This is a genomic window from Nocardia rhizosphaerihabitans, from assembly GCF_014646295.1.
GTDB classification, from domain to species: Bacteria; Actinomycetota; Actinomycetes; order Mycobacteriales; family Mycobacteriaceae; genus Nocardia; species Nocardia rhizosphaerihabitans.
In genome coordinates this window covers 706,224-719,733 of sequence record NZ_BMNE01000003.1, presented here as the reverse complement: position 1 = coordinate 719,733, position 13,510 = coordinate 706,224, and the positions used below count along the sequence as shown (strand labels likewise).

The window sequence follows — 13,510 nt, the reverse complement described above, 5'->3', positions numbered from 1 at the left end:
GCCGGACCGACGACTGCCAGTCCGGCAGCACAAGGCCGCCTGACCAGGCACGGACCGGCTGAGCGATCCCACTGGGCGATCTCGCGCAGCGTCGGCAATGCCCTTCCGGCATTGGCCGGACAGGTCCAGAATTGACTTGTCGCCTGCTACGCGGCGCTAGGACTCGTCATCATGCAACAGCCTTCCCTGTCGCCCACCGAGACCGGCCCCGGTTTACCCGAGGGCGCATTCGAGCTGTCGGCGGCTCAACACGGCATCTGGTTCGCCCAGCAACTCGCGGGCGACATCCCCTTTTCCATCGCGCAGTACATCGACATGGAAGGGCCGATCGACCTCGAGGTGCTGGCGGAGGCTGCGCGCCAGGCCGGGCGCGAGTTCGGTACCGGGTATCTGCGGCTGATCGAGGTCAGCGGGTATCCCTACCAGCTGGTCGATACCACGCTGGACGAAAGTCCGGTGGTCCTGGATTTCCGTGACAAACCCGATCCGGTCACCGCTGCGCACACCTGGATGTGCGCGGAGTACGCGGCGCCGCTGAACCTGACCACCGATCGCCTGGTCTGTGGTGCCATGCTGCGGATCGCCGACAACCGCTGGTTCTGCTACACGCGGATCCACCACATCGTGTTGGACGGTATGGGCGCGGTGGCCCTGGTGCAGCGCACCAGCGAGCTCTACAACGCGGCGATCAAGGGCAGGGAGCCACCGGCGGCCAAGGCCGATCACCTCCGCAAGATCGTCGACGCCGATGTGGCCTATCGCAGCTCGGATCGGTTCGTGGCCGACCGGGAGTATTGGCGCGAGCACCTCGGCGGGATGGCCGACCCGGTGAGCCTTGCCGGGCGCATCGCCGATGTCGACGCGCAGCCGAGGCGCGTCGCGGGCGCGCTGACCAGCGACATGGCCGCGCTGCTGGACTCTGTCGCGAAAGCTGCCTCCTCGGGCGTCGCGCCGACCGTGGTCGCCGCGTTCGGCGCGTACCTCGCCGCCATGACCGGAGCCGGAGAGGTGGTGCTGAGCCTTCCTGTTTCGGCGCGCACCACGGCGAGCCTACGACGTTCCGGTGGCATGGTCGCCAATGTCGTCCCGGTGCGGCTCACCCTGTCGCCGACCACCTCGGTCGGCGACGTGATCCGCGCTGCGCAGAGTGAGCTCACCGGCGCATTGCGGCGACAGCGATACCGCCAGGAGGACATCGTTCGCGATCTCGGCTGGCCGATGGACGAACCCGCATCGTTCGGGCCGTCGGTGAACCTGATGATGGTGGACACCCGGATCCAGCTCGGCGCGGTCACCGGACGGGTGCATGTGCTGACCTCCGGGCTGATCGAAGATCTCTTCGTCAACCTGTATCCCGGGGTGGGGGGTGAGAGCACCCACATCGACTTCCAGGGCAACAGAAACCTGTACAGCGACGTCGAATTGGCGGCGCACCATCGCAGGTTCCTGCTGTTCCTGCACCAGTTCCTCGCCGCGGGGCCGGACGCGGCACTCTGGACAGTGCCGGTCGTGTCCGACGACGAGCAGACCGAGCTTGCCCCCGTACGCGGGCCGGAAGGTGTCGCACCTCGTTCGCTGCCCGACATCCTCGCTGCCGGTGCGGCACTCGATCGTGACGCAGTCGCGATCCGCAGCGGCGAGACCACACTGTCCTACCGTGGAGTCGACGAGTACACGAATCGGCTGGCCCGGGTGCTGATCGCGGCCGGTGCCGGACCGGAACGCACCGTGGCGATCTCGATTCCGCGTTCGGCGGAGTCGGTGTCGGCGATGATCGCGGTGGCGAAGACCGGCGCGGCGTTCGTGCCGATCGATCCGACCTATCCCGCCGACCGTATCGAGCACATGCTCGGCGACAGCGGTGTCGTGGCGGGCGTAACCGTCGCGGCCGTCCGGCAGTCGCTGCCGGACCGGGTCGACTGGCTGATACTCGACGACGAGGCAACCCTGATCGAGGTGGCCGAGCAGGACGCGGCGGCGATCACCGACACCGAGCGCCGCGCCGCCGTGCAGCTGGACCAAGCCGCGTACCTCATCTACACCTCCGGATCGACCGGGTTGCCCAAAGGTGTGGTGGTCTCACACCGTGGCTTGGCCGATCTGGTCGCGAGCTCCGGCACCGAGTTCCGCATCGACGCAGATTCCGTTGTGGCGCATGCTGTCTCGCCCAGCTTCGATATCTCGGTCGAGGAGGTCCTGGTGACCCTCGCCGCGGGTGCCACGCTGGTCGTCGTGCCGCCGTCGGCCGCTGCGGGCGAGGACCTGGCGGAGGTGCTGCGCGCGCACCGGGTCACCCATCTCGATGTCACGCCTGCGGTGGTGGGGTCGTTGGATCCGAAGACGCTGCCCGAACTGTCCACGGTGGTTGTCGGTGGTGACGCCTGCCCGCCCGAGTTGGTGGCGAAATGGTCAGGGCGGTCCCTGCTGAACGCGTACGGCCCGACGGAAACCACCGTGACCGTGACCGTGAGCGAAGCCCTCACGCCTGCCACGCCGATCACCATCGGCAGCCTCGTGCGCGGGGTCTCCGGCGTCGTGCTCGACCCGTGGCTGCGACCTGTCCCCCCGAATACGACGGGTGAGCTGTACCTCGCAGGCCCCGGAGTGGCGCGCGGCTACCACCAGCGCAACGGACTCACGGCTGCACGATTCGTCGCCAACCCGTACGAGCCCGGCGCGCGGATGTACCGGACCGGCGACCTGGTGCGCTGGAACACCCGAGAGGGCAGGCTGGAGCTGGAATACCAGGGCCGCAGCGATTTCCAGGTGAAGGTGCGTGGCTTCCGCATCGAGCTGGGCGAAATCGACGCGGCACTACGACGGCACCCGGACATAGATTTCGCGATCACCCTCGGCGTCCGGACCGATTCCGGCGCCACCGAGCTGGTGTCTTACGTGCTACCCAGGCCGGGAGCCGAGATGCATCCGGAGGCACTGAAAGCGGCTGCCGGTGAATCGCTTCCGGCCTACATGGTGCCCGCGGTCGTCGTGGTGCTGGACCACATTCCGCTCACTCCGCTCGGCACGGTAGACCGCACGGCATTGCCCGCACCCGACGCAGGCCGCCGCGCGACTGTCAGCCGCGCGCCGTCGACTCCGCGCGAGCAAGCACTGGCCGCGCTGTTCGCCGAGGTGCTGGGGCGGCAGGCGGTGGGTGTCGACGAGAGCTTCTTCGCGCTCGGCGGGGACAGCATCGTCTCGATCCAGCTGGTGTCACGGGCGAAGGCAGCCGGGCTCGGGTTCAGTGCCCGGGATGTTTTCGAGCGCAAGACTGTCGCCGCGCTGGCAGTTGTGGCCACCGAGGTACCGGCACAGGTGGTGCACGAATTGCCCGGTGGCGGCGTCGGCACTGTCGAGCTCACACCGATCGTGCACGCGATGCTGGACCAGGGGGATACGTGGCGCCGGTTCAGCCAGGCGGTAGTGATCAGCTTGCCCACGGGTATCGAGCGAGCGCGACTCGGCGCTGCCGTGCAGGCACTGGTCGACCACCACCACCTGCTGCGTTCCTCGTTGCGGCACGGCGATGAAGGCTGGGAATGGGTTGTCGCCGACCGCGGTTCGATCGATGCCGAGACGCTGGTGGAGGTCGTGGCGGCGGGTCCGGAACACGAGGAGACCTGCGAACGCGCAGTGCGGCGCGCTGCCGACCTGCTCGACCCCGAGTCCGGTGTCGTCGCGCGGTTCGTCCTGCTCGAGCGGGCCGACGCCGACCCCCTGTGCTGGCTGGTCATGCACCAGCTCGTCACCGACGAGCTCTCCTGGCGAATTCTGGCGGCGGACCTGGCCACAGCGGCACGGGGCGGCGTCCTGGCCCCGGGCGGCACCTCGTTCCGGCGCTGGGCGCACGGTCAGCTCGCGCACGCGGGCGAGCGCGTCGGCGAACTTCCGATCTGGCAGCGCGTTCTGGCGACACCCGATCCGGCGCTCGGCTCCGGCACCCTCGATCCCGCTGTCGATGTGGTCGCCACGATCGCGCATCGGCAGACGACCATCGCACCGGATGTCGCGAACATCGTGCTCGCCGCCGCGCCCGACCGATTCCATTGCAGCCCCGACGATGTGCTGCTCACCGCACTCACGATGGCGCTGGGTCGCCGGCGCGACCGGGCCGCCGCGCTGTGCACGCTGGTGGGCCACGACCGCGTAGCGGCCATCCTGCCCGGCGCGGATCTCGCGCGCACAGTGGGCTGTTTCACCAGCATGCACCCGGTTGCCCTCGACCGGACCGGTATCGACCTTGCCGACGCGTTCGCGGGCGGCGCGGCGGCAGGCGCCGCGATCAAGGCCGTCAAGGAGCAGCTGCGAGCCCTGCCCGACCACGGCATCGGCTTCGGCATACTGCGCTACCTGAACACCGACACCGCCGACGCGCTCGCGGGCGCACCCACCCCCCAGGTCCGCTTCGACTACCTCGACCGGACAACGAGCGACGGCACACCCGAAGCCTTTCTCCCGCAACGCTTCGTGGCAGCGCAGGACGACCGGGCCCCGTTGGCCGCCGTTGTCGACATCACCGCCGTCCGGACCGACAGCGGTCTGGAAGTGACCTGGTCCTACGCCTCTCGGTTGCTCGACGCCGCCGCCGTCGACGAACTCGCCGAACTGTGGACAGATGCCCTGCGGGCGCTCGCCGACCATGCCGAGACCGCGGGTGCCGGTGGTCACACGCCGTCCGACTTCGACCTCGTATCGATCACTCAGCCGCAGATCGACGGGTGGGACCACACCTATCCGAATGTCGCGGACGTGTGGCCGCTCTCGCCGCTGCAGTTCGGTCTGCTGTTCCATGCTCTGTACGATCCCGACACCGCCGACAGCTACACGGTGCAGTCGATTCTCACCCTGGCGGGCACGGTGGACGCGTCCCGCTTGCGCGCCGCCGCGCAGGCGTTGGTGGCGCGGCACGACAACCTGCGGGTCGCCTTCGTGGAAACTGACGACGGGCCACGCCAGCTCGTTCTCGGCGAAGCGGAAGCCCACTGGCAGGAGGTGGATCTCACCGGCATTCCGGACGCCGACCTGCGGCAGCGGGAGCTGGATCGGGTGCTCGCCGTGGACGCGCATACCCGATTCGATCTCACCCGACCACCGCTGTTGCGCTTCCTGCTCATCCGGACCGCCGCCGACATATACCGTTTCGTGCTGACCAATCATCACCTCGTGCTGGACGGCTGGTCGGGGCCACTGTTGGTGCGCGAGTTGCTGACGCTGTATGTCACCTCGGGTGATGCCTCCGCGCTGCCGCCCGCCCACCCCTACCGGAAATTCCTGTCCTGGCTGCGCACCCAGGACGACGCGGCATCCGTCGCCGCATGGGCGCGATCACTGGCGGGCGTGGATACCCCGACCCGCGCGGTCGCGAGCCTGGACGGTATCGAGTCCACCGAGACCGGGATGATCTCCACCGACCTGCCCCACGGCACGGTCGCCCGGTTGGAGACGGTTGCCCGCGAATCCGGCGCCACGGTGAACACCCTGGTGCAGGCCGGCTGGGCGATGGTGCTGGCCATGCTGACCGGCCGGACCGACGTCGTGTTCGGCGGGACGGTCTCCGGCAGGCCACCGGAACTGGCGGGCGTCGAAGAGATGGTCGGCCTGTTCATCAATACGCTGCCGGTGCGCGTACGACTCGACCCCGCGGAGCGGGTGGTCGAGCTGCTGGCCCGGCTGCAGGCCGAGCAGGCCCGGTTGATGGACTACCAGCAGGTCGGGCTCGCGGCCATCCACCAGGCGGTCGGCCTTGCCGAACTGTTCGACACGATGGTCGTCTTCGAGTCCTATCCGATCGACCGGGAAATGCTCTCGCAGATGCTCGGCGTCGCGGGGATGCGGGTGCTCGATGTCGAAGTCACCGACGCGGCGGCGTACCCGTTGAACCTCATGGTCACTCCGCTACGCGGCGCCGAGGGGCCTGACACGCTGCACATCACCCTGAAGTTCATGGCCGACAAGCTCGATCACCCGGCGGCGCGGACACTGCTGGATCGTTTCGTCCGGCTGCTGACCCAGCTCGCCGAGCACCCGCGCGCACTGGTCTCGCAGCTGCAGCACTGCGACGACGCGGAACGCGCCGCACTGCTGCCGGTTCGCGGGCCGGAGTCGGTACCGTTGCGGACCCTGCCCGAGATCCTCGCCGACGGCGCGCGCATCGACAGCGGCGCCATCGCGGTCAGCGTGGACGAGCTCACCATGTCCTACGGTGAACTCGACGCCTGGTCCAACCGCATCGCCCGGATACTGCTGCGCAGGGGTGCCGGCCGAGAGGCATTCGTCGCGCTCGCCCTCACCCGATCTCTGGAATCGGTGGTCGCGGTGTGGGCGCTGGCCAAGACGGGCGCGGCTTTCATGCCACTGGATCCGCACTATCCGGTGGCACGGATCGAGCAAATGCTCACCGACTCGAAGGCCCCGATCGGTGTGACGGTGACTGCGATCCGCGAGAGGCTGCCCGGCACCGTCGACTGGGTGCTCCTCGACGACCCCGGCACGATCCGGACAGCGATGACGGTCTCCGGCGCTCCGGTCACCGACGAGGAGCGCGGCAGCTCCGTCGAGATCGATCAGACGGCCTACCTGATCTACACCTCGGGCTCCACCGGCACGCCGAAGGCTGTGCTACTCAGCCACCGCGGAGTCGCGAATTTCGTGACCGCCTACAACAAGTCGCTCGAACTGGACGCGACCGCGAGCGCACTGCATGTGGCCTCGCCCAGCTTCGACGCCGCGGTGGCCGAGCTGTTGACGACGCACGGTGCGGGCGGGCGGCTCGTGGTGGCGCCGCCGGATGTCTACGGCGGCGCCGAGCTCGAACGACTGCTGCGCATCGAGCGGGTGACCCATGCGGTCGTCACGCCGTCGGTGCTGGCCACGATGGACCCCAGCGACTTGGACCAGCTGCGCGGCTTGGCGGTCGCCGGTGAGGCCGTGACACCGGAGCTGATCGAGCGGTGGTCGGCGGGCCGGCGAATGGTAAACCTGTACGGCCCCACCGAATTCAGCATCATGGCGACCGGGTCGGCGGAACTCGTCGTGGGCGAGCCGATCACGATCGGCGGGCCGATCCACGGTGCCGCCACGATGGTGCTCGACACCTGGCTGCGCCCGGTTCCGATGGGCGTCGCGGGGGAGCTGTACCTGGCCGGTCCGGCGCTCGCCCGCGGGTACTTCAACCGGTTCGCGATGACGGCGGGGCGCTTCGTCGCCGACCCGTACGGTGAGCCGGGCGAGCGGATGTATCGGACCGGCGACATGGTGCGCTGGAGCACCGGCGACAACGGCGCACTCGAACTGGAATACCTGGGCCGCAGCGACTTCCAGGTCAAGATCCGCGGCCTGCGGATCGAACTGGGCGAGATCGACGCGGCGTTGTCCCGCGACGAGCAGGTCGAACACGCGGTGACGATCGGGCACACCGACCCGGCGGGGGAGACAGTGCTGGTGTCCTATGTACTGCCCGCCGAGGGGGCGGAATTGGATACCGAGCGGCTGCGGGTGCAGCTGGCCGCGGAACTGCCCGGGTACATAGTGCCCGGCTACGTCGTCGAGCTGGATTCGATTCCGCTCACCCCGGTCGGCAAGCTGGACCGCACAGCCCTTCCGCTGCCCGACTTCTCGGGCGCCCACCGTCCGTATCTGGCGCCGCGCACCCCGGTGGAAGAAGCCGTTGCCGCAGTATTCGCCGAGGTGCTCGGCGCCGACCGGGTGAGCATCGACCAGCCGTTCTTCGAATCCGGCGGCAACTCGCTGAGTGCGACCAAGGTGGTCGCCCGGGTGAATTCGGCACTCGGGTCGACCATCACGCTGCGTGATCTGTTCGACGCGCCCACCGTCAGCCAACTGTCGGCGCGGGTCGTCCCGGCCACCGACGGCAAGCCCGGCCGCCGCGCTCTCGCCCCGCAGATCCGGCCGGACCGGATCCCGCTGTCTCCGGCGCAACAGCGCATGTGGGTGCTCAACCGCATGGATCCGGCCTCGCCCGCATACAACATCGCGGTCGCGCTGCGGCTCACCGGCGAACTGGATGTCGATGCCATGCGGCAGGCGCTCGCCGATGTCGTCGGCAGGCACGAGAGTCTGCGCACCGTCTACCCCGCCGACGAGGCGGGACCGCGGCAGGTAGTGATCGATGCCGAGGTGGCCGCTCCCGCCATCACCCTGCTCGACATCGAAGACGGTGCACCGCTGCGCGATCGGATCAACACAGTGGCGGGCACCGGATTCGATGTCACCAGGGAACCACCGCTGCGCGTTGGCGTCTTCCGCGTCGTCTCACCTACGGCTCACCCGCCGGGTACCGCTGCGACCTCCGCCGAACACGCGGCGGGCGCCGCACAGGTCTGCTCTGGTCACTTCATGAGCGGCGCCGAAAACTCCGCAGTGCCCGCGAGTTCCGCACCGGTACACGTGGTCGTCCTGGTGGTGCATCACATCAGCGCTGACGGCGCGTCGATGGCGCCCCTTGCCGCCGATCTCGTCGCCGCCTACTCGGCGCGGTCGGCCGGAGCCGACACCGCTCGGGCGCCGCTTGCCGTACAGTACGCCGACTTCGCACTCTGGCATCGCGAGCTGCTCGGCAGCGAGTCCGATCCGGAATCCACTGTCGCCGAGCAGATCCGATATTGGACACGCACGCTCTCCGGGGTGCCGGAGCTGCTCGAGCTTCCCGCCGACCGCCCGCGCCCCGCGGTGAACTCGATGCGCAGCGCCGACTACGCGTTCACCATCGACCTCGAGCTGCACAGCGCCCTGGTGCAATTCGCGACCGCGCACAACGTCAGCCCGTTCATGGTCGTGCACGCCACGCTGGCGGTCCTGCTGGCCCGGCTCGGCGCCACCGATGACGTGGTGATCGGCACCCCGGTCGCCGGTCGCAGCGAGCAAGCGCTGGACGAGCTCGTCGGCATGTTCGTCAACACGCTTGCGCTGCGTGCCCGAGTCGACCAGAGCGTCGGATTCACCGAGTTCCTCACCGCGGTCCGGTCGGCCGATCTGGACGCGTTCGGCAACGCCGATGTGCCGTTCGAGCAGCTGGTCCAGGCGTTGAACCCGAGCCGGTCGACCGCGCACCACCCGTTCTTCCAGGTTCTGCTGACCCTGCAGAACTTCGTCGAGCCGGTCCTCGAACTGCCCGGCCTGCGGTTCGAGGTGGAGAATTTCGACCGACGCTCCTCGCAGTTCGACCTGACAGTGGACCTGCGCGAGCGCTTCGCCGGGACGGAACCGGCCGGCCTGGATGGCGTGCTGACCTACGCGACCGACCTTTTCGACGAGGCGACGGTCGCCTCGCTGGCCACCCGGTGGCAGCACGTGCTCACCACCGTCCTCACCCAGCCCGAGGCGCGCCTCGCCGATATCGACATCCTGGACGGCACCGAGCGCAGCGCCCTGGTGCCGGTGCGGGGCCCGGAAAGTTGTGGAACGACAACGCTTTCTCAACTGCTGGCGGCCTCCGTCGCGCAATACCCGGAGCGCGCCGCCCTGGTCGTCGCCGGACACACGACGACCTACCAGGAGCTCGACGCGCAGGCCAACCGGCTGGCGAGGCTGTTGCTGGAAGCAGGCGCCGGGCCGGAAACCTCAGTGGCGCTGAGCCTGCCCCGTTCCGCCGAACTGCTCACCGGCTTGTGGGCGGCCGCGAAGATCGGGGCGGCCTTCTTGCCGATCGACCCGAAGCACCCGGGGGAGCGGATCAAGCACATGCTGACCGATTCCGGCACCCGGGTCGGTCTCACCGTCGCCGCCTACCGGTCGATGCTGCCGAACAACACGACCTGGCTCGTGCTCGACGACCCCGAGCTCGTCGAACGCTGGTTCCGTGCACACAGCACCGCCGTACGCGATAGCGAGCTGCCCACCCCGATCCGGCCGGACAACCCGGCGTGGCTGATCTACACGTCGGGCTCGACCGGAACACCCAAGGGCGTCTCGGTGTCCCATCGAGGGCTCGCCGACATGGTCGCGGCGCAGCGTGACCTGCTGGGCTTGGACGAGCACTCCCGAGTCCTGCAGGTGGCCTCACCGAGTTTCGACGCGTCGCTGTTCGAGGCCGTCATGGCGTTCGGCACCGGCGGCGCCTCGGTGGTGTCGCCGCCGGAGGTGTTCGGCGGCAGCGCACTGAGCGAGCTGATCGAGGCCGAACGGGTGACCCACATGGTGATCACGCCGTCGGCACTGGCCACCATCGAACCCGACGAGGTGCCGAGCGTGCGGGTGCTGGCGGTAGCCGGTGAGGCTGTCGGGGCCGAACTCGTCGAACGCTGGGCGGCGGACCGCACCATGGTCGATCTCTACGGCCTGACCGAAACCACCATCTTGGCAACGGCTTCCGACCCTCTCGTCGTCGGCGAGCCGGTCTCCATCGGTACGCCGATCCGAGGCACAGCCGCCCTGGTCCTCGACGATCGGCTGCGCCCGGTTCCGGTCGGCGTCCCGGGTGAGCTGTACCTCGCGGGACCTGGCCTGGCCCGCGGATATCACGCCAGGCCGAGCCTGACCGCCGCTCGCTTCATGGCGAATCCCTTCGGCGCGGCGGGCGAACGGATGTACCGCACCGGTGATCTGGTGCGCTGGACGCGCTCCGGGTCGAATGTCGAACTGGACTACATCGGCCGCACCGACTTCCAGGTCAAGGTGCGCGGTCAGCGCATCGAGCTCGGCGAGATCGATGCCGTACTCGGGCGTACCGCGGACGTCGGCTTCGCGATGACGCTCGGCGTCCCCGGTCCCACCGGGGCGACGGCGCTGGCGGCCTACCTGCTGCCAACGCGGGGAGTCGAGCTCGACGTCGCGCGGGTGCGCGCCGCCGCGGCGAACACCTTGCCCGCGTACATGGTGCCGTCCGCTTTCGTCGTGCTGGACAGCATCCCGCTCACTGTGGTCGGCAAACTCGACCGGAAGGCGCTGCCCGCACCGGAATTCACAGCCGACCATGCCGAATACCGCGCACCGTCGACCCCCACCGAAAAGGCCATCGCCGGGATTTTCGGCGCGCTGCTCGGTCTCGACGTGGTGGGCGCCGACGACTCGTTCTTCGCGCTGGGCGGCGACAGCATCCTCGCCATCCAGCTGGTGTCGCTGGCCAAGCAACAGGGCATCAATTGCACTCCGCTGCAGGTCTTCGAACACCCCACGGTGGCCGCGCTCGCCACCGCCACCGAGGTCGCGGGTGCGGTGGTGACGCTCGACGAGCTGCCCGGCGGAGGTGTCGGCGAGATGCCCATTCCGCCGATCGTGCACTACATGCTCGAGCGTGGCGGCAACTACAACCGCTTCGCACAGTCCGCGGTACTGGAAATGCCGGTCGGCATCGAACGCGACCAGATCGTCGCGACTGTCACGGCTGTCGTCGACCGGCACGACATGCTCCGCGCACGGTTGACGACAGCCGAGGACGGAGCACCGCGACTGCTGGTCGGCGAACCCGGCTCGATCGACGTGGGCGCACTCGTCCATCGCGTCGAGCTCGACGCCGTCGATTCGGTCCACCTACGCGAAGACACGGTGACCGAGCTCGATTCCGCGATGAACCGGCTCGATCCGGCACACGGTATCGTGCTGCAGTTCGTCTGGCTCGACCCGGTGGGCGGCGCAGGCGCACGGACCAGAGCGGGCCGACTCATCGTGGTAGCGCATCACCTCGTCATCGACAGCGTCTCCTGGCGCATTCTGATCCCGGATCTGGTCGCCGCGTGGGCGCAGGTGTCGGTCGGCGACACCCCGGTTCTGGCCGAGACCGGCACCTCGATGCGGCGCTGGTCGCACGCACTGGCCGACGAATCACGCTCGGACAGGAGAGTTTCCGAACTCGGCTACTGGCAGCGCGTCATCGAGGACCGCCCGGACCCGCTGATCGGCTCCCGCGAGCTCGACGCCGGCGTCGATCAGACGCGCACCCTGCGCACGGTCGAACGCGCGTCAGCCGCCGAAGTCACCAGCGCGCTGCTCACCACGCTGCCCGCTCTCTTCCACTGCGGCGCCGACGACGCCCTGCTCGCCACCCTGGCGCTGGCTCTGATGCGCTGGCACGGCGGTGCCGACGACACCGTGCTGGTGCGGCTCGAAGGCCACGGCAGACAGGAGCAAGTGATCCCCGGCGCCGACTTGTCCCGCACGATCGGGTGGTTCACCAGCCTGTACCCGGTGCGGCTCGACCTCACCGGCATCGATGTCGACGGCGCGCTGACCGGCGGCCCTGCCATGGGCGCGGCGATCCGCGCGGTGCGCAATCAGCTGTCCGCGGTGCCGGACAACGGCATCGGGTTCGGCCTGCTGCGCTACCTGAATCCCGAGACGGCGGCACGCCTTCCGGCACGTCTGCCCGGCCGGATCAGCTTCAACTACCTGGGCCGCTACTCGACGGGCGACGTCCCCGCCGGGCTGGAACGCCTCGGCTGGCTCCCGACCGCGGAACTCGGCGACCTGCACGTCGCCGAATATCCGGACGTGCCACTGCAATCCGCTCTCGATGTGAACGCTGTGGTCATCGGCGACCGGCTAGAGGCGAGCTTCGGGTTCCCGGCAACGCTGCTCGACACGGCCGCGGTGGCCGAGCTGGCCGACCTGTGGATGGACGCGCTCGGCGCGGCCGCGCATTTCGCCGAGACTCCCGCGGCACAGACGGCCGCTGCCGAGGACGCCGCGGCACACGCGGCGGCCGCGACCGCGCCCATCCCGGGCGGCCTTGGTCTCGATGTGCTGCTGCCGATCCGGGTCGACGGCACCGAGCCCGCGTTGTTCTGCATCCATCCGGCGTCCGGAATATCCTGGACCTACCTCGGATTCGCGGAGGCATTGCGGCCCGGCCGACCGATCTACGGCCTGCAGGCTCCGGATCTGGGCGGCCGCGAACCACCCGTGCGCTCGATAGAGGAGTTCGCGGACCGATACATACGCGAGATCCGCGCCATCCAGCCGGAGGGGCCGTATCACCTGCTCGGCTGGTCATTCGGCGGGCTCATCGCGCACGCCATCGCGACCAAGTTGCAGGAGGCAGGCGACACGGTGGGTATCGTCGCGCTACTGGACGCCGATACCGCCGACATCGACGGCGACAGCATCGAGCGGCTCACCGCGGGCGCCTTCGTCAACACATTCGGCCCGGTCGTCGGCATCCAGGATGTGCCCGCGGACGCGACCGCGCAACAGGCCGCCGACCTGATCCGCGAGCGACTCGGTGGCGTATCGCTGATCGACGCGGACGTCATCGAACGGATTGCCGAGTCGTACAACGCATCGGCACGAACCCGAACCGGATACCGACGCCCGGTGTTCGACGGCGACATCCTGTATTTCAGCGCGATCACCGACACCTCCGACATCTTCGGCCCGGACGGCTGGCAGCCGTATGTGACCGGCGAAATCATCAACCATGACATCGAAGGCACCCACTACGAACTGACCGCACCACACGTGCTGCCGTTCATCGCGCGCGTGCTCGACGAACATCTGGGAGGCCGAGGATGACGAGAAGTCGCCGGCGCGGATGTGACCTATCTCGCGGCGATCGGCT

The 13,510-nt window shown here is 68.9% G+C and carries 1 protein-coding gene; it reads left to right on the top strand.

The window, feature by feature from the left end; genetic code table 11:
* Nucleotides 1-171 precede the first annotated feature (171 nt).
* On the top strand, nt 172-13,464 hold the full coding sequence (locus IEY60_RS16075; RefSeq protein WP_189028798.1) for a non-ribosomal peptide synthetase: 13,293 nt from the start codon (nt 172-174) through the stop codon (nt 13,462-13,464).
* Nucleotides 13,465-13,510: the final 46 nt, after the last annotated feature.

Bases quoted from the DNA above. Each gene is read 5' to 3' on its own strand.
- IEY60_RS16075 (WP_189028798.1), top strand. From the start codon at position 172: ATGCAACAGCCTTCCCTGTCGCCCACCGAGACCGGCCCCGGTTTACCC.